The 20652-nt window shown below is 69.2% G+C and carries 5 protein-coding genes; 3 read left to right on the top strand and 2 right to left on the bottom strand.

Annotation, left to right across the window (positions count from 1 at the left end; translation table 11 throughout):
• Positions 1-139: 139 nt before the first annotated feature.
• Complete coding sequence (locus ABZS43_RS08765; RefSeq protein WP_355035213.1) at positions 140-532, bottom strand: SCO5389 family protein; 393 nt, start codon at positions 530-532, stop codon at positions 140-142.
• A gap of 70 nt (positions 533-602) precedes the next feature.
• On the bottom strand, positions 603-1649 hold the full coding sequence (locus ABZS43_RS08760) for a nitronate monooxygenase (protein WP_355035212.1): 1047 nt from the start codon (positions 1647-1649) through the stop codon (positions 603-605).
• Between the two features lie 218 nt (positions 1650-1867).
• On the opposite strand from ABZS43_RS08760, the gene ABZS43_RS08755 reads away from it, so the two are divergent.
• The 3 genes from ABZS43_RS08755 to ABZS43_RS08745 all read left to right on the top strand — a co-directional run bounded on the left by ABZS43_RS08755 (position 1868) and on the right by ABZS43_RS08745 (position 20486).
• Positions 1868-2728, top strand: coding sequence for a M23 family metallopeptidase (locus tag ABZS43_RS08755; RefSeq protein WP_355035211.1), 861 nt, complete (start codon positions 1868-1870; stop codon positions 2726-2728).
• A 144-nt stretch (positions 2729-2872) separates the two neighbouring features.
• On the top strand, positions 2873-3856 hold the full coding sequence (locus ABZS43_RS08750; protein WP_355035210.1) for a DNA-binding response regulator: 984 nt from the start codon (positions 2873-2875) through the stop codon (positions 3854-3856).
• Between the two features lie 208 nt (positions 3857-4064).
• A complete protein-coding gene (locus ABZS43_RS08745) occupies positions 4065-20486 on the top strand; it encodes an amino acid adenylation domain-containing protein (protein ID WP_355035209.1) in 16422 nt (5473 codons plus the stop codon).
• Positions 20487-20652: the final 166 nt, after the last annotated feature.

Here is a 20652-nt window from a genome sequence, read left to right as displayed (position 1 = left end):
TGCGGGTGGGCGGGCCCCCCCCCCCCCTGCCCCTCTCTGGCCCCCCCGCCCGAGCCCCACCCCTCTTGTTGTTGTGGGGGGTGGGGCGTGCGGTCCCACTGCACCCGCCCCCGCCGAACGGCCGGATTCCGTTCTGTGCTCAGCAGTTGCGCAGTTCCGGGTGCTGGTTCAGCAGTTGAGCCCTGGTGCCGATGAATCTGGAGTAGGTGTCGCCGCCCACCGCGGAGAGTGGGAAGGCCGCGACGCGGTGGCAGTTCTGGAAGGCAAGCTTGATCGCGAAATGCCGTTCGAGGCCACCGCGAATCGCATCGGAGGCCATAGCGCGCAGCAGTTGGCCGCGCGCCACCTCGTCCGGCGGGGCGACGAGGTTGTCGGCGTATTCCTCCGACCCGGATGCCAGCTCGCTCGCTACCCGGCTGACGACTTCCCATGCGTACGGCAGTGAGGTGCGGACGACTTCGACGAAGTCGGCGTCGTCGACTTCACCTGCTTCGGCGCGTTCGAGTAATGCTGCGGGAACATCGAGGGACATGGCGCTCTCCTCCTGGGGATGGGGTGGATGGCGGATGCGACGCGCCTCGAAGTCTAATCGAAAGTCGTTGTCAACAAGACCGAATTCGTCGTGAAAGTGCCGTATTCAGTGCGGTTTTCGTATCGGCGGCCAACGTGTTCACCAGTTCGCCCGCGGGTAGCTCGGGCGTGAGGGGGTGGGCCTGACCCGCCCACAGGTTGACATCGGCGCGATTGCCCGCGGCCCGTGCTGCGGCCCGCAACGGCGCGGTGGCGTAGTGGATTTCCGGATAGGCGACGGGTGCGGTCGCAGAGTGTTCGGCCATGAATCGGTTGCGCACTCCGCGCGCGCGGCGGCCGGTGAAGGCTCTGGTGAGCATGGTGGGGTCGGCGGTTCCCACGGCGGCGCGGTGCACCGGATTGGTGCCGGCTTCGGGGCAGCGCAGGAATACCGTCCCCAGTTGGACCGCCGCCGCGCCCGCGGCGAGCGCGGCGGCGATTCCCGCGCCGGTGGCGATGCCGCCGGTGGCGACGATCGGCACGTCGACGGCGACGGTGAGCAGTTGAAGCAGTGCGAGCAGGCCGAGTGGATCGACCGCGTCGTCCTCGACCCGATCGGTGAACGCGGCCCGGTGCCCGCCCGCTTCCGCGCCCTGCGCGACGAGGACGTCGGCGCCCGCGGCGACGGCGATGCGCGCCTCGGCCACCGAGGTCACGCTCACCCATACCTCGGAGCCGACCGCGTGCAGCCGCTCGATCTGCGCCGCGGTCGGGCAGCCGAAGGTGAAGGTCACCACCGCGACGGGGGAGGTGAGGAGCAGGTCGAGTTTCGCGTCCCAGTCGTCGGTGTCGTGCCGGGGTGTCCCCAATTCGTAGTCCGCGCCGAGTTCGGCCAGATAGTCGGCGAACCGCTCGGGCGCGGTCGCGGGCCCCGGCACGAACAGGTTCACGCCGAACGGCGCGTCCGTGCCCGCGCGGGTGGCTTCGATTCTTCCCGCGAGCTCGGCCGCGCCGAGGTAGCCGGCCGCGAGCAGGCCGAGGCCGCCCGCCCGCGCGACGGCGACGGTGAGTTCGGGTGTGGACGGTCCGCCTGCCATCGGGGCGAGGACTATCGGGACTCGCAATGCGTCGATGATCACGGTTCGAGTCTCGCCGATGTACGGTCCGTAACCTTACGAAAAGTGGTGTGACCTGGCCCTGATCCAACGGATTGGTCCGGAAGGTTGCGAAATGGTCACGACGGGGTAGAGTTCCCATCACAACGGAGGCCGAAACGTTACAAAGTTTCGGGTTCACCGATCGGGGTAATCCGGTCGGGCTTCGTTCTTCAATGTAGGTCGGACGCTAGGACGAAGCTTTGTCGCAGCACCGGGTAGGCCCCAGTTCCATCACCGTCATGAGCCTCATCGGCGAAGGCGCGTCGGTTCGGCCGACACGGCATCGTGCCGAGTCGACTTCCGTCGAGCGGGTGAAGATGGCCGCGAGCGCCGCGGTCGCCGCGGGCGCCATCATCGGCACCCTGTCGCAGGTCGCTCCCGCCATCGCGGCTCCGCTCTCGGATCACGACGCCGAAGACGCAGCCCAGGCCGCCGAGCCGATCACCTTCACGGGCAACGCCGTTCCGACGACCCAGGCGAAATTCGAAGCCCCGGTCGCCGAGGCCGCGCCCGCCCCCGCTGCCGTCGCGACTCCCGTCGCCGCTCCTGTCGCCGCGCCGTTCGGTATCGGCAACCTCCCGCCGGAGATCGCGGGTCCGCTGGCGCAGGTCGAGGACATCCTCAAAGGCGTGCAACAGCAGGTCGCTCCCGCGCCTGCCGCAGTGCGCCCGGTCGCCGGGGTCATCAGCTCCGGATTCGGTAGCCGGTGGGGTGAATTCCATTACGGTCTCGACTTCGCCGATCACATCGGCGCGCCGATCCACTCGGTGAGCAATGGCACGGTTATCGAAGCGGGACCGGCCTCGGGCTTCGGGCTGTGGGTGCGGGTGCTGCAGGACGACGGCACCATCGCGGTCTACGGACACGTCAACGACATGCTCGTGCAGGCGGGTCAGAAGGTGCGCGCCGGCGATGTCATCGCCACCGTCGGCAACAGGGGCCAGTCGACCGGACCGCATCTGCATCTGGAGATCTGGGACCAGGGCGGCAGCAAGATCGACCCGATGCCGTACCTCGCGGCCAAGGGTGTGCCGATGCACTGGGGCCCGTCCGAGCACTGATATTCCTGCCGGGCTTGTGGTTCCACTCCTCATACCCGAATGGGTGGTGCGGAATGTCGCGGCGCGAAGAGGTCCGATGAGGAGCAGGCGATCATGTCTGCTCATGCGGACCCGCGCCGATCGGCCGGTCGTTAGGCTCGGCCCGTGACCGAGCTTGGCGATATTTTCGAGCCTGGATCACCGCACGGCCGTACCTATGCCGCGCTGGTGCATCATCCGCGATCCGGACTTGCCGATATCGCGCGATATCTGAGCGTCTCCCCCGAGTCCGCTGCGGCCTCCCTCGAGGTCCTGTGCGAATTGCAGGCAGCGGTTCGCATCGAACGCAGTGGTGGCGAGCCGATCTGGGATGCCCATGCCCCCGAGTCGCTATCGGAATCCGAGGCCAGGCGCAGACAGCATGCGATCAATCAGATGCACGCCTCCGCACAGCGACTCAGCGAGACTTTCCGATCGGTGCGGCGGTCCCCGCGCGGCAACGGGGCCGTGGTGCCGGTATACGAACGACTGGAGATGCTGGCCGATTTCGAGGAATTGCAGACCGCCGCACGCGGTTGCGTCAAAGTCGTCGAACGCGCGCCCTACCTGAGCGATGCCGACCGCGAACAGCAGTTGTTCCTGCTCAAACGCGCTCGCCTCGGTGACGGCATCCGCTACCAGACCCTCTATCAGGACACCATCTACCAGGACCCGGACCGATTGCGGCACGCGTTGGCTACCAATGCCAGTGGGGCACAGGCCAGAACCCTGCCCGAACCGCCGCTCAAGGTGATCATCTGCGACGACGAGCGGGCGAGCCTTGTCCTGCACGCGGACGAGCGGCGTCCCGATCCGATGGGTCTGCGTATCACCGGATCGCCCGCGCTGCGGTTGCTCGTCAAGACTTTCGATGTGCTGTGGTCGCTGTCCGCCCCGATTTCGGTGAATCCCTCCGCCGATGAGATCGATGAACGCGATAAGGCGATCCTGACCCTGATGGGTCTCGGCGCGACCGACGACACCATCGCCCGCAGGCTCGGCATGTCACGGCGCACGGTGGTGCGGCGCACCGCCCGATTGCTGGAAAGGCTTGGGGCGAGTACCCGATTCCAGGCTGGTGTTCAGGCGACCAGGCGGGGATGGCTATGATCTAGCAACTGGTGATCGGCTCAATCCAGGACCGAGGTCGCTGTCCCGTCATGACACCGCTACCTGTGATCTGATTGGGCCGAAACGCCCGAATGCGATACCTCTTGCTTTGTTCGACGCCGGCTCCACCCAGGGGCCGGAATCCAGCCGGGTTGGTGGGTTTCGGCGGAACCTTGTGGGCTCGACGCGAGAGGAATGTTCGACACCGATGGATGGGGTTCGCCGGGCCGCCCGAGGTCGCATTCGTCGCCGATCGGCGGCCCCGCTGTTCGTCCAGTTGCTGACGGGTGCGGTCGAGTCCGCGGCCGACGCGATCGCGATCAGCTATTGCCCGTCCGGTGACGCGGGCGACCGCCGCGAACTCACCTATACCGAACTGGACGAATCATCCTCGCGACTGGCGCGCGAACTGATCGAGCGCGGTATCGGCCCCGGCGATGTGGTCGCCGTCGGATTCACCCGCTCGATCGAATCGGTACTGGCGGTCTGGGCCATCGCCAAAACCGGCGCGGCCTACGTGCCCGTCGACCCGGCCCTTCCGCCCGAGCGAGCTTCCTACATCCTCGCCGACTCCCGCGCGGTGCTCGGACTCACCGATTCCACGCACCGGGCGCGATTCGGCGACGATATCGAGTGGCTCGAGCTCGATGATCCGGTGAGTGCGCGGCGGATCGCCGCCATGGCCGCGCATCCGATCTCCTATGTCGACCGGGTGCGCACGCTGACCGAACAGCATCCGGCCTACGTGATCTACACCTCCGGGTCCACCGGTCGCCCGAAGGGCGTTGTGGTGACCCACACCGGCCTGGCGGCACTGGTCACCGCGCAACGGGAGCGCTACGCGGTAGACGACACGTCACGGGTTCTGCACGTGTGCTCGCCCAATTTCGACGTCTCGGTGCTCGAACTGCTGCTCGCCTTCGGCGCGGGGGCGACGCTCGTGGTGTCCCCGCCGACGGTTTTCGGCGGCGCGGAACTCGCCGATCTGATCCGGCGCGAACACGTCACCCATATGTTGATCACCCCCGCGGCGCTGGAATCGGTCGATCCGGCCGGGCTTGACCGATTGCGCGTCGTCGTCGTGGCGGGCGATGCGTTCGGTCCGGGACTGGTCGAGCGGTGGGCGGTCGCGGGACGGTCCTTCTACAACGGTTACGGCCCCACCGAGGCGACGATCCTCGCTACCGGCAGTGACGCGCTCGTTCCCGGCGGACCGATCACCATCGGCGCGCCGCTGCCCGGTGTCGGCGCGGTGGTGCTGGATACCCGGCTGCGTCCGGTGCCCGCCGGTGTCACCGGCGAGCTCTACCTGTTCGGCCCCGCGCTCGCTCGCGGCTATCTGGGACGGGCGGCGCTGACGGCGGAGCGGTTCGTCGCCAATCCCTTCGGCGGTGATGCGGGCACGCCGGGGGCGCGGATGTATCGCACCGGCGACCTGGTGCGCCGCCGCACCGAGGACGGCGCACTCGAATATCTAGGCCGTTCGGATTTCCAGGTGAAGATCCGCGGATTCCGTATCGAACTCGGCGAGATCGATGCCGCGCTGACCTCGCACCCGGATATCGAATACGCGGCGACGCTGGGCAAGGTCGCGCCGTCGGGTGCGACGCTGCTGGTCTCCTACGTGCTGGCGCGGGACGGGATATCGCTCGACACCGGCGAACTCACGCGGTTCGTCGGCGCGTCGTTGCCGAGCCATATGGTGCCGTCCAGGATCATCGCGCTCGACGCGATACCGCTGACCGCCAACGGAAAGCTGGATCGTCAGGCGCTGCCCGAGCCGGTATTCGAAGCGGCGGTCTCGCGGGAACCGATGGGTGCCGTCGAATCCCGACTCGCGGAACTCTTCGCGCAGGTACTGGGTGTGCGCCGGGTCGGCGCGCAGGATTCGTTCTTCGCCGCGGGCGGGGACAGCATCCTGTCGATCCAATTGGTGTCGCGGGCAAGGGCGGCGGGCATCACGTTCACGCCCCAGGACGTTTTCGAGCAGCGCACCGTGGCCGGGTTGGCGCGGGTCGCGGCGGTCGGTGGTGACAGCGCGACGACCCTCGCGGAACTTCCCGGCGGCGGCGTCGGAGATATGCCGCTGACGCCGGTGCTCGCCGCCTATCTGTCCGGGGGCCGGGTTTTCGGCCGGTTCACCCAGCAGATGGTGCTCGCCCTGCCCGAGCGCGTCGAGCGCGCCGATGTGGTGGAGACCCTCACTGCGGTGCTCGATCACCACGACATGCTGCGGGCGCGGCTGCGGTCGGTCGATGGACGGTGGGAGTTGCGCACCCTGCCGGTCGGCGAGATCGAGGTGGACGCGCTGCTCACCCGGGTGGAACTGCCCGCCGGTCTCGGCGCGGACGCGATGCGCCGCAGCGCGACGACCGCGATGAATTTCGCGCTGGACACGGTGAATCCGGAGCTGGCGCGGATGGTGGCCTGCACCTGGCTGTCGCGTCCGGACGGACCGGACGCGCTGGTCGTCGCCGTGAACCATTACGTGATCGACGGCGTGTCGTGGCGGGTTCTGATCGGGGATCTGGTGACCGCGTGGGCGCAACGCGCCGCCGGGCAGCCGATCGTCCTCCCCGCGGTCGGCACATCGTTTCGCCGCTGGGCGCACGGTCTGGTCGAGGCCGCGCACACGCGATCCGACGAAATTCCGTATTGGCGGCGGGTATTGGCGGTGGCTGATCCGCCGTTGGGCGCGCGGGTTCTCGATCCCGCGATCGATACAGCGGCGACCGTGCGGCGACTCACCGTCGTCGTGCCCGCCGATATCACCCACGCGGTGCTGACCGAATTACCCGCGATATATCGCGGCGGGGTCAACGACGGTCTGCTCGCGGCGCTGGCGCTCGCGGTGCGCTCGTGGCGGGCCGATCGGGGCGTCGACGCGGCGGCCACCCGGATTCGCCTCGAAGGACACGGCCGCGAGGAGTCGGCGGTCGCCGGCGCCGATCTGACCCGCACCATCGGCTGGTTCACCAGCATGTATCCGGTCGCGCTCGATCTGAGCGGTTTCGACGGCGACGCTGTCCTGCGCGGTGGCGAGGATGCCGCGGCGCTGCTCAAAGCGGTGAAGGAGCAGTTGCTCTCGGTGCCAGACCGCGGCATCGGCTTCGGCATGGTGCGTCATCTCGGATCGGAGGCCGCCGACGAACTGGGCGGATCGCTCGGCCAGATCGGCTTCAACTACCTCGGGCGGATCGCGGGCGGTGATATGCCCGAAACCTCGACGGACCTGAGCTGGCTTCCGACCGCCGAATGGGGTGATCCGGAGGCCGAACAGGACAGGGCCATGCCCGCCGCCGCCGTCATCGATATCAACGCGATCGTCACCGAGACCGCGTCCGGCGCACAGTTGAACGCGTCGTTCGCGTACGCGTCCGAAATTCTCGACGAGAAGGCCGTGCGGGATCTGGCCGACTACTGGGTGGCGGCGCTGACCGCGCTCGCCGCACACGCGCACGACCCGTCGGCCGGTGGCCTGACCCCCTCGGATGTCCCGCTGGTTCGCGTCGGCCAGGCCGAGCTCGACGGCTGGCAGCGTGCGTATCCTGGTCTCTCCGACGTGCTGCCGCTATCGCCGCTACAGGGTGGACTGCTGTTCCTCACCCAGGTCGCGGAGGGGCCGGTCGATCCCTATCTGCTCCAGTTGGCGGTGGAGCTGTCCGGTGTGATCGATCTGGAACGCCTGCGCCTGGCCGCGCAGACGGTGCTCGATCGGCAGGCGATTCTGCGCGCGGCCTTCACCTGCGCCGCCGACGGGGTCCCGGTCCAGCTCGTGACCGAGGGCGTGCGGGTGCCGTGGCGGATCATCGACACCGACGGCTGCGACGCGGCCTCGTTACTCGAGGCCGAGCGGCGCATCGGATTCGATCCCTCGGTGGCGCCGCTGCTGCGTTTCACGGTGTACCGCTCGAAGTTCGGACGTGTCCACCTGGTGCTCACCGCGCATCATCTCCTCCTCGACGGCTGGTCGATGCCGTTGCTGATGAAGGAATTGCTGATCTCCTATGCGGCGAAAGGGGATTCGGCGGCATTGCCGCGGGTGCGGCCGTACCGGGATTACCTCGCCTGGCTGGCGCGCTACGACCGTGACGCCACCATCGGCGCGTGGCGCGAGGCGTTGGCCGGGGTCGTACCGACCCGATCGGCCGCCGCCCTGCCCGCACCCGCGTCGCCGCACGACGGTTACGGGGAGTGCGAGGCCGATCTCTCGGCGGCCGAGACCACGGCGCTGACGGAATTCGCGGCCGCCGCCGAGGTCACCGTCAATACGGTGGTGCAGGCGGCGTGGGGTCTGGTGCTCGCGGGCTGTGTCGGGCGCGAGGACGTGGTCTTCGGCGCGGTGGTATCCGGCCGCCCGCCGGAACTCGACGGCGTCGACGATATGGTCGGCCTGTTCGCCAATACCGTCCCGGTCCGCGTCCGTTTCGATCCGGACGAGCCGGTGCGGCAACTGCTGACTCGCCTTCAGTCCGAACAGGTTTCGCTGTTGGAGCGTCATCACGTCGGGTTGTCCGATATCCAGCGCGCCGCCGGGGCGGGCGAACTGTTCGATTCGCTGATGGCCTTCGAGTCCTACCCCGTCGACGCCGACGGATTGCGGCAGGCCTACGGCACGATCGACGGACTGGAAATCGTCGACCTGCTCGGTGGCAACTTCACCCACTACCCGGTATCCGTCCAGGTCGAATCGAGTACGCGCCTGGTGCTGCGGGTGCAGTATCGCCACGACTCGGTCACCCCGGTGGCCGCGCGGGCGCTCGCGGACCGATTACGCACGGCGATAGGCGAATTCGTCGCCTCACCCGGCCGCACACCGGCGGATCTGGAAGCGCTGTTCGCCGGGCGCGACGATGTGATCGCCCAGGCGCGGTACTGGCGCGACACCCTCGCCGAGCTGCCCGAGGACTGGAGTCTGCCCACCGATCGCCCACGGTCGTCGGTCTCGGCCACGGCGACCGACCACGTGGAATTCCGGGTGGACGCCGACCTGCACCGGTCGGTGGCCGAGATCGCCCTTGCCCATGATACGACCGTATTCACCGTCGTACACGCGGTTTTCGCGGTTCTGCTCGCCAGGCTGTCGGGGACCGACGATATCGCGATCGCGACCCCCGACGCGGCGGAGACAGTGGTGCTGCGCACGAGCGTCCCCGGCGACATCACCTTCGACGCGCTGCTCACACGCGCGAAAGACACTGCCCTGCGGGCATTCACGAGAACCGCGCTGTCCTTCGACGCCGTGGTATCCCTGTTGGATACCACGCGCCCGCCGGTGCGGACGATGCTGTCCACCGGCGACCGGGCTCGCACCGATGGATTCGATCTGTCCCTTCGTATCCGCGAGTCCACGGACGGGACGGGTATCGCGGCCGAGTTCACCTACGCGCGTGCGCTGTTCGACCGGCGCACGGTGGAGGTTTTCGCCGAGCGCTTCCTGCTGCTGCTCGCCGACGCCGTGCGAGGGCCGCGGACGCCGGTCGGTGATCTGGCGCTGCTCGGAGCCGACGAGCGTGCGCTGCTGACCCGCGTCGTCGCCGACGATGTGATGGCGACCGGCCTGCTCCCCGAACTGCTCGGCCAGGGCCTCGAGTCGGGCCGCGACCGCGTCGCGGTGCGGTATCGGGGCCGGTCGATCAGTTACGGCGAGATGGACGAATACACTTCGCGACTGGCGCGGGTGCTGATCGAACGCGGTATCGGCCCGGAGGATGTGGTGGCCCTCGCGCTGCCGCGCTCCTACGAGATGGTCGCCGCGGTGCGCGCCGTCGCCGAGGCGGGCGGCGCGTACGTGCCCATCGACCCGGCGCATCCGCCCGAGCGGCTGCGTCATCTGGTCACCGATTCCGGTGCGGCGCTCGGCATTACCGGTGTCGAGCACGCCGATCGGCTACCCGCCGGGCTGGACTGGCTGGTACTCGACGATCCGGCCACCCGGCACTACATCACCACGATGTCGGCCACCCCGGTGACCGATACCGAGCGCCGTGCCCCGCTGGATATCCGGCATCCCGCCTACGTCATCTACACCTCCGGCTCGACGGGTGTGCCCAAGGGCGTCACCGTCACCCACGCCGGGCTCGGCGGTCTCGTGGACGAGGCGGTCCGCCGGTACGGGCTCGCGCCGCACCACCGGATGCTGCACATCTGCGCGCCGAGTTTCGACCCGTCCGTGCTCGAATGGCTGTGCGCGTTCTCCGTCGGCGCGACACTGGTCATCGCCGAGTCCTCGATCATCGGCGGTCAGGAACTCGGCGAGCTGTTGCGCACCGAGGCGGTCACGCACGCGATCATCACCCCGGCGGTGCTCGGCACCGTCGACCCGGCGGGGCTGGACTCACTCGACGTGGTGTCGGTCGGCGGCGATGTGACGACACCGGAGCTCCTCGCCACCTGGCAGCCGGGACGTCGCTATCTCAACGCCTACGGACCGACCGAGACCACCATCATCTCGACCTACGCGGAATTGACTGCGGGACAGCGCATTACGATCGGCACTCCGGTGCACGGCATGTCCGCGCTCGTCCTCGACGCGCGACTGGGTCCGGTGCCGCCGGGCGTCGCCGGCGAGCTGTACCTGGCCGGAGGGGGGCTGGCCCGTGGTTATCGGAACCGGCCTGGCCTGTCGGCCGAGCGGTTCGTCGCCGATCCGTGGGGTGCGCCCGGCTCACGCATGTACCGCACCGGTGATGTGGTGCGCTGGTATGCGGACCCGGCCGACGGGGGATCGGATACCCCGTGTCTGCGCCTCGAATATGTGGGGCGCACCGACGCGCAGATCAAGGTGCGCGGGTTGCGCATCGAACCAGGCGAGGTCGACGCGGTGCTCGGCGGACATCACGATGTCGACTTCTCGGTCACTGTCGGCAGGACGCTGCCGTCCGGATCGACCGCACTGGTGTCGTATGTCCTCGAAGTGCCCGGCCGCACAGTAGATCCGGCGCGGCTCTCCGAGTACGCGGCGGAATTCCTGCCCGCGCATATGGTGCCGTCGGCGATCGTGGTCATCGACGAGATGCCGCTGACCACCAACGGCAAACTCGACAGGAAGGCTTTGCCCGAGCCGGTTTTCGCGGTGACCCCGACCAGACAGCCGCTCGGACCGGTCGAAGCGCGGTTGGCCGAACTGTTCGCCCAGGTGCTCGGTGTGACGACGGTCGGAGCCGACGATTCGTTCTTCGCGATCGGCGGCGACAGCATCATGTCGATTCAGCTGGTATCGCGGGCCAAAGCGGCGGGCATCGTCTTCACGGCGCGCGATGTCTTCGAACAGCGCACGGTGGCCGGGCTGGCCAGGATCGCCAGGGGCGTCGACGCGGCGCGGACGGTGCTGGCGGAGCTGCCGGGCGGCGGTGTCGGCGATATTCCGCTGACGCCGGTACTCGCCGAATTCCTCGCGGGCGGTTCCTTCGACAGTTTCGCCCAGACCATGGTGCTGGCGCTGCCCCGCGGTATCGACAGGGCCGGGCTCGTCGAGACGATCGGCGCGGTACTCGATCGGCACGATGTCCTGCGCGGCCGGGTGTGGCGGGCCGAGGAGGGCTGGCGGTTCGAGACGCTGCCGTGCGGTGCCGTCGACGTCGACGCGCTGGTGACCGAGTTCGACGCGGGGACCGCGAGCGGCTCCGAGCTGACCGGAATCGGCAGTGCGGCAATGTCTTCGGCCTTGGCCGCGCTCGATCCGGCCGCGGCGAAGATGATCGCCTTCAGCTGGGTGCGCCGTTGCGCGGATGCCTCCGATGGCGGGTCCGACGTGCTCGCGGTGGCAGCGCACCACTATGTGATCGACGGCGTTTCCTGGCGCATCCTGATCCCCGATCTGGTGCTGGCCTGGGCCCAGCGCGCGGCGGGGCAACAGATCGCGCTACCGGCGGTCGGCACGTCCTTCCGGCGATGGGCGTACGCCCTGACCGAAGCGGCGGCGGCACGGCGCGCGACCGGCGAGATCGATTACTGGCAGCGGATACTGGCCACGCCCGATCCGCTGCTCGGCGCGCGCGCACTGGATCACGCCATCGATACCGAGGCGACGGTGCGCTCGTTCACCGTTCGGATACCCGTCGAGGTCACCGACGCCTTGCTGACCACCCTGCCCGCGCTCTACCGCGGTGGTGTCAACGACGGCCTGCTCGCGGCGCTCGCCCTGGCCGTGCGCACGTGGCGGGCCCGGCGCGGCACGGACGCGCCGACAACCAGGATCCGGCTGGAGGGCCACGGACGCGAGGAAGCCATCGCGCCCGGCGCGGATCTGACGCGCACCATCGGCTGGTTCACCAGCGTCTATCCCGTCGCGCTCGATCTGTCCGATTGCGACACCGCGCCCGCCGACGACGCGACGCTCGCCGCGGTGCTGAAAACGGTCAAGGAACAGCTGCTCGCGGTGCCGGACAAGGGCATCGGATTCGGCATCCTGCGCAACGATCCCGAGTCCAACGATCCCGAGTCCAACGATCCCGACTCCTCGGACCGGCTCACCGGCGAGATCGGGCAGATCGGCTTCAACTACCTCGGCCGCGCCTCGGCGGGCGGGGCGCAGGCGGAACTGTCCGATCCGAGTTGGCTGCCGACCGGCGTCCTCGGGGAACTCGATATCGAGTACGACCCCGCCCTGCCCATGGGCGCGGTGATCGATATCAACGCGATCACCGCGGAAACCGAGGCGGGGCCGCTGCTGGAGGCGCATTTCCGGTTCGCGAGCGACATCCTCGACGAGTTCGCGGTACGCGAACTGGCCGAGGACTGGTCGGCCGCGCTGCGCGCCCTCGCCGATCACACGCGCCATCCGGCGGCGGGCGGCCTCACCCCGTCCGATGTCGCGCTCGTCGATGTCTCCCAGACCGACCTGGATCGCTGGCGGCTGGAGTATCCGGGCCTGTCGGATGTGCTGCCGCTCTCGCCGCTACAGGGTTCGCTGCGCGTACTGATCGACATGCTCGACGGTTCGGTCGAGTCCTACATCATCCAGTTGGTCGCGCGGCTGACGGGTGAGTTGGATACCGAGAGGTTGCGCGGGGCGGCGCAGACCATCCTGGACCGGCATGCCAACCTGCGCGCCGCGTTCCGCACCATGCCCGACGGCTCATCGGTACAACTGGTGGTGGACGGCGTGGCGGTGCCGTGGCAGCTCATCGGCGACGTCACCGAGGCCGACCTGCCCGAACTGCTCGCCGCCGACCGGCGACGCGGATTCGATCCCGCTATCGCGCCGCTGCTGCGATTCACGGTGTACAGCACCGCCTCCGGGCGTCACCATCTGGTGCTGACCGGCCATCACATCCTGCTCGACGGCTGGTCGATGCCGTTGCTGATGAAGGAATTGCTCGTCCTGTACGCGACCGGCGGCGACGCGTCGCCACTGCCCGCGGTCCGGCCCTACCGCGACTACCTGCGATGGCTTTCCCGACAGGACCGGGATGCGGCGGCGCGGGCCTGGTCGCGGGCGCTCGACGGCGCGACGCCGACGATGCTCGCGCCCGAGCTGAGCTGGCCCGCCGCCGACGGCGCGGGTTTCGGCCTCTGTGAATTCGCGCTGTCCGACACGCAGACCTCGGCGCTGACCGCGTTCGCGTCGAGCGCCGAGGTCACCGCCAATACGGTGGTGCAGACCGCGTGGGGGCTCGTCATCGCTGGCAGCACCGGCCGCGACGACATCCTCTTCGGCGCGACGATCTCCGGCAGGCCCGCGCAGCTCGACGGGATCGGCGAGATGATCGGCCTGTTCGTCGACGCCATTCCGGTGCGCGTCCGGTTCGACCGGCATACCACCGCGTCATCGCTGCTCAACGATGTACAGGCCGAACAGGTTTCGCTGCTGGATCATCACCACTTCGGCCTCGGCGCGATCCAGCGGGTCGCGGGTATGGGCGAACTGTTCGACACGATGTTGGTCTTCGAGTCCTATCCGGTCGACGCCGAGGGCCTGCGGGAAGCGGGCGGCGCGGTCGGCGGTTTACGGGTCGAGGATCTCAGCGGCGCTGATTTCACGCACTACCCGATCACGGTCCTGGTCTTCCTCGACACCCGCACGCTCGTGCAGGTGAAGTACCGCCGCGATCTCGTGTCCGACGCCACCGCGCGGGCTGTCACCGATCGGCTCCGCCACGTGCTCGGTGAACTCGTCACGTCACCGGACCGCACCCCCGCCGATACCGCGGCCCTGCTCGACGCCGAATCCGACGATCCGATCACCCGCTCCAGGTACTGGCGCGCCGCCCTGGCGGGTCTGCCAGAGGAACTGGAACTGCCTTCGGATCGGACGGTCTCCGATTCGTGTTCGGACAACGTTCGGCGAGTGGACTTCTCGGTGCCCGACGAGGTGCGCGCGGCGCTGCGCCTGCTCGCGGAGACAGCGGCGGTGAGCTGGTCGACTGTCGTGCGCACGGCCACGGCGGTCCTGCTCGCGCGGCTGTCCGGGACCGACGACATCGCGATCGCGACGTCCGCGCCGGGCGCGGCGCGCGCCGAACTGGTCCTGCGCACCCGCGTGGATCGGCTCGCGTATTTCGACGACTTGCTCCCCGATGCCTACCGGGTGGAGCAGCGCGCCGCCGCGCACGCAGGCATCCCGTTCGGCGAATTGGTCGAACTGCTCGGTGCGCACCAGAGTTCGGCACGGCATCCGCTGTTCCAGGTGGCCATGACCTTCCAGGACGCGCCGGAACCACTCGGCGATCTGACGCTGTCCTTCTCGATCACCGACGACGACGCCTGCGGGATGCGCGGCGAGATATCGTTCGCCCCGGAGCTTTTCGACGATCACGCGGCCGGGGAGTTCACCCGGCGGTTCCTGCGCGTGCTCAACGCGATCGCGGATCGGCCGCGGACGCGGGTGAGCGATCTGGCGCTGCTCGCCCCCGACGAGTACGAGCGGCTGACCCGGATGGGCGGCGGCGATCCGGTCGAGACCGGCACGCTGGCCGAGCTGCTGGTGCGCGGCGTCGCACTCGGCCGCGATCGGATCGCGGTGCGGGAGGCCGGCCGCGCCTACACCTACGGCGAGCTCGACGAAACGTCCTCGCGCCTGGCACGTGTCCTGATCGAACGCGGCGTCGCGCCGGAGACCGTGGTGGCGCTGGCGCTGCGGCGTTCCTACCGCATGATCGTCGCGATCTGGGCGGTGGCCAAGGCGGGCGGCGCGTACCTGCCCGTTGACCCGAACTATCCGGTGGACCGGGTGCGGTACATGGTGGCCGATTCCGGTGCGGCGCTCGGCATCACCGTCGCCGATCCGGAAAGCGAACGCTCCGACGCGGTGCAGTGGCTGGAACTCGACGATCCGGCGTTGCTCGCGCGCTGCGCCGAGCAGTCGCCAGCGGCGGTGTCCGACGTGGATCGCCTTGCCCCGCTGCGTCTCTCGCATCCGGCGTATGTGATCTACACCTCCGGGTCGACGGGTATGCCCAAGGGCGTCGTCGTGACCAACGCGGGTCTCGGCGGGCTGGTCGGCTACACGGTCGACATGTTGGACCTGCACCCGCGACACCGGATGCTGCACGTGTGCTCGCCGAGTTTCGACCAGTCGGTCGAGGAATTGTCCAGCGCGTTCTACACGGGCGCGACCCTGGTGATCGCACCCGCGGATCTCGTCGGCGGCGCCGAACTGCACGAACTGTTCCGCGCCGAGCGGGTGACGCATACGATCATCACCCCCGCGCTGCTCGGCACCGTCGACCCGGCCGGGCTGGACGAGCTGGCGGTGGTGTCGGCGGGTGGTGAGGCCACCACGGCCGAACTGGTCGCGCGCTGGCAGCCCGGTCGCCGATTCATCAACGGGTACGGCCCGACCGAGGTGACCATCGGCGCGACCTATACGACGCTGCTCGCCGGAGACCGGGTGACGATCGGCCGTCCTGTCCCCGGTATCAGGGCGACCGTGCTCGACGGGCAGTTGAATCCGGTGCCCGCCGGTGTGACGGGCGAGCTCTACCTGTCCGGTGCGGCGCTCGCGCGCGGCTACCACCGCCGCGCGGGCGCGACAGCGCAACGGTTCGTCGCCGATCCCTGGGGCGCGCCGGGCGAGCGGATGTACCGGACCGGCGATCTGGTCCGGTGGGTCGCGGCGACCCGTGCCGGATCGTCCGGGGCGGCGCTGGAATATCTGGGCCGCACGGACTTCCAGGTGAAGATCAGGGGATACCGGATCGAACTCGGGGAGATCGACGCGGTACTGCTCGCGCACCCCGATGTCGATGGCGCGGTCACGATCGGACGCGAGAATGCCGGTGGCGTCACCGTTCTGGTGTCGTACGTGACCGGACGCGATCTCGGCCCGGATCGCCTGACGCGCTTCGCCGCGCGCACGCTGCCCGCGCATATGGTTCCCGCCGCGGTGGTCGTCCTCGATGAGATGCCGCTGACCGCCGTGGGCAAACTCGACCGCGAAGCCCTGCCCGATCCGCGCTTCGCCGCGCGCCCCTACCGCGCACCGTCGACGGCGGCGCAGTGCGCCGTGGCCGATATCTTCGCCGAGGTACTCGGCATCGAACGCGTCGGCGCCGACGACGACTTCTTCGAACTCGGCGGCAATTCGCTGCTGGCCACGCGGGTGACCGCGCGTCTGGGCGCCGCGATGGACGCGCGGGTTCCGGTACGGGTGCTGTTCACCGCGCCGACGGTCGCGGACTGCGCGGCGGCGGTCGGCGAGCTCGCGGGCACCGGCAGTATCCGCACACCGGCGCTCTGCCGCCCGGCCGGGCGTATCCCGCTGTCGCCCGCCCAGCAGCGGATGTGGTTCCTCAACCGGTTCGACGCCGGATCGACGGCCTACAACATCCCGGTCGCGCTGCGCGTCACCGGGAAGCCGGATATCGACGCGCTGTGCCAGGCGTTCACCGATCTCATTGTGCGACACGAGATCCTGCGCACCGTCTATCCGCAGACCGAGGACGGCCCCGTGCAGGTCATCCTCGCGCCCGACCATCGGGACGTACCGCGCCTCGCCGTCAGGACGGTCGCCGCCGCCGAGGTGGAGACCGAGGTCGCGCGATTGCTGGCGACCGCCTTCGACGTCACCGCCGAGGTGCCGGTGCGCGCCGAACTGCTGCGGGTCGCCGACGACGAACTCGTGCTCGCCATCGTGGTCCATCACATCTGTGCCGACGGCGCCTCGGGTGGTCCGCTGACCCGCGATCTCGCGATGGCGTACGCGGCCCGCGCGCGGGGGGAGGCGCCGCGATCGGCCCCGCTGACCATGCAGTACGCCGACTACGCGGTGTCGAGGCAGGCGTTGCTCGGCAGCGAGGATCAGCCGGGATCGGTAGCGGCCGAACAGATCGCCTACTGGCGGCGTGCGCTGGCGGACCTGCCCGATCAGCTCGAACTGCCGAGGGACCGGTCGCGACCGGCGGTGCAGTCCTACGCGGGCGGCCGGGTCGACCTGCGCGTCGACGCGTCTACCCACGCCGCGCTGGTCGATATCGCGCGGGCGCAGGGCGCGACGCTGTTCATGGTCGTCCACACCGCGCTGGCGGTGCTGCTCGCCCGTCTGTCGGGCACCGACGATATCGCGATCGGGACACCGGTCGCCGGTCGCGGCGACGCGGCGCTGGACGATCTGATCGGGATGTTCGTCAACACCCTGGTCTTCCGCACCCGGGTGGACAGCGGGGCGAGTTTCACCGAATTGCTCGCGCGCCAGCGTGATTGCGATCTCGAGGCCTTCGCCAACGCCGATGTGCCCTTCGAGCGGCTGGTCGAGGTGTTGAATCCGGCCCGGTCGACGGCGCGTCATCCGCTGTTCCAGGTCGGGCTGTCCTTCCAGAATCTGGACCGGGTCCACCTGGAACTGCCGGGCCTGACCATCGAGGCCATGGATACGAATCGTCAACTGTCGCAATTCGATCTGCATGTCATCGTCGCCGACACCTACGACGAGCAGGGTGCGCCGACGGGGATCGGCGGCCACTTCACCTACGCCTCGGACCTGTTCGACGAATCGACGGTATCGGGATTCGTCGAGCGGTTCGCGCGCACGCTCGACGCGGTGATCGCGGACCCGCTCTCGCCGGTCGGCGCGATCGATCTGCTCGCGCCGCGGGAACGCGATCGGATGCTGCGGCAATGGAATGACACCGCGCACGAGGTGGATTCGGCCGCCACGCTGGTGTCGCTGCTCGACGCGACGGTGGCCGCCGTGCCCGATTCGGTGGCACTCGTCGCGCCCGACGGGGCGCGGCTGACGTACGCGGAGCTGACCGTGCGCGTGAATAGGTTCGCGCGGCACCTGATCTCACTCGGTGTCGGACCGGACTCGCGGGTTGCGCTCGCCATTCGGCGTTCGGTGGATCTGGTCGTCGCGGTGTACGCGGTGACGCGAGCCGGTGGCGCGTACGTGCCCGTCGATCCGGATCAGCCCGCGCTGCGCTCGGAGTACATTTTGGAAACCGCGGCCCCGGTCTGTGTGCTGACGAATACCGAAACCGCCTTCAGCACGGCGGTCGCGCCGGTGGTTCGCCTGGACGAGCTGGATCTGTCGGCGGTGGACGACGCCCCGATCACCGATCGCGACCGCGTCGCGCCGTTGCTGGCCGCGCATACCGCGTACGTGATCTTCACCTCGGGTTCCACCGGGCGGCCCAAGGGCGTCGCCGTCTCGCACGGCGCGATCGTCAACCAGCTGCTGTGGAAGACAGCGGAATTCGGTCTCGGCACCGATGACGCGATGCTGTTGAAGACGGCGGTGACCTTCGATGTGTCGGTATGGGAGTTCTGGTCGTCGGCGGTATGCGGCGGCCGGTTGGTGATCGCCGCGCCCGGCGGGCAGCGAGATCCGGTGTATCTGAACGATCTGATGGCGCGCGAGGAAGTGACCACCCTGCACGCGGTGCCGTCGATGCTCGACGCGTTGACCGGCGATCGGCTGCCGGATTCGCTGCGCCGCGTACTCGCCGCCGGTGAGGCGCTGCCGCCCGCGCTGGCCCGGCGGTTCGCGGCGGCGGCGCCGAAGGCGGCGCTGTTCAACCTGTTCGGGCCGACCGAGGCGGCGGTCATCGTCACCAGCCACCGGGTCGGCGACCTCGACCGGGCGAGCGTGCCGATCGGCAGACCGGTGTGGAACAGTCGGATATACGTGCTGGATCGGCGGCTGCTGCCGGTGCCTGCCGGTGTCTCCGGCGAGCTGTACCTCGCGGGCGCGCAGGTGGCGCGCGGCTACTTCGGCCGCCCCGGATTGACCGCGGATCGTTTCGTCGCCGACCCGTTCCGGCCGGGTGAGCGCATGTATCGCACCGGCGATCTCGCGGCGTGGTCCGCCGACGGCGAACTGGATTACAGGGGTCGCACCGATTTCCAGGTGAAGATCCGCGGCTACCGCATCGAACTCGGCGAGATCGACGCCGTGCTGACCGCCCATGCCGACGTGGATATCGCCGTCACGGTCGGGCGGGAGAATGCCGCGGGGGCGACGGTGCTGGTGTCCTACGTGGTCGCCGCGAGAGACCGGAAGATCGACGCGGACCGACTGTCCGAATGGGCCGCTCGCACCCTGCCGTCGCATATGGTGCCGACGGCGATCATGGTTCTCGACGAATTCCCGCTGACCGCCGCGGGCAAACTCGATCGGGCGGCGCTGCCCGAACCGGAGCTGCGGACCCGCGCCTACCGTGCGCCGGTCACCGGACTCGAGACCACGGTCTGCGAGATCTTCGCGGACGTGCTCGGTCTGGATCGCGTCGGACTCGATGACAACTTCTTCGAACTCGGCGGCAATTCGCTGATCGCGACCGACCTGACGGCCCGGCTCGGCAAGGCGGTGGCCGAGACGGTCCGCGTGATGTGGGTTTTCACCGCGCCGACCCCGGCGGGCATCGTCGCGGAGTTGCGGGCGCGCGGGGCCGAGGGGCCGGGTTCGGACGCGGCCTTCGACGTGCTGTTGCCGCTGCGGACCTCCGGTTCGGCCGAACCGCTGTTCTGTATCCATCCGGTCGGCGGTATCGCGTGGTCGTTCGCCGGGCTGGCGGCCTACCTCGACGCGGACCGGCCGCTGTACGGACTCCAGTCGCCCGCGCTCGGTGCGGCAGGTCCGCTGCCGGATTCGATCGAGGACTGGGCGCGTCACTACGTCAAACAGATCCGCGAGATCCAGCCGGACGGTCCGTACCACCTGCTCGGCTGGTCGCTCGGTGGTGTGCTCGCGCACGCCATGGCCGTGCAATTGCAGGACGAGGGCGAGCGAGTGGCGCTGCTGGGCATGATGGACAGCACGTTGAGCGACGCGACGCCGTCGCACGGCCACGCACCGGCCCAGGTGAGCGTGCGGGAACTGCTCGGCGGTCTGCTCGGTGACCAGGCTGCCGCCTTCGGGCTGGACGAGCCGATCGAGGCGTCGCAGCTGGCCGAGCGGTTGAGCGCCCTGCCGGAACCATTCGCCTCCTTCGGGGCGGAACGGATCGAACGGGTCGTCGACGCCGCGATCGGATCTCTGGCCCTCGACGCCGCCTATCGCGCGCGGCCCTTCGACGGCGACCTCGTCTACTTCACCGCCGCCGACTCGGCGGGCGCGGAGAACGCGGCGACATGGACGGCAGCGGTGACAGGACGGGTGCACGACCATCCGGTCGACACCACGCACTGGCGCATGACCACCGATACCTCGCTGCGCAGGATCGCCGATGTCCTGCGCTACTGGTTGTGAGGGCTCCCGGTGACGGTGGCGGCGGCCTGTGAACAGGCCCACGGACTGGGCGGATCTGCAACATCGCGGCTGCTCGCGCCGATGCATGGGGGAGGTGCGGGTGATCGCTCGTCAGTCCGCGGGGTTTCCGAGACCGGACAGACCGATATGATTGCCCGGACCGCGC

Origin of the sequence: Nocardia sp. NPDC005366 (assembly GCF_040606855.1) — a bacterium.
Lineage (GTDB): Bacteria > Actinomycetota > Actinomycetes > Mycobacteriales > Mycobacteriaceae > Nocardia.
This window is presented reverse-complemented; position numbering and strand designations above follow the sequence as displayed.

What these genes read in the sequence shown, in the direction of transcription:
- ABZS43_RS08765 (WP_355035213.1), bottom strand. Translation starts at nt 532, where the DNA reads ATGTCCCTCGATGTTCCCGCAGCATTACTCGAACGCGCCGAAGCAGGT.
- ABZS43_RS08745 (WP_355035209.1), top strand. Translation starts at nt 4,065, where the DNA reads ATGGATGGGGTTCGCCGGGCCGCCCGAGGTCGCATTCGTCGCCGATCG.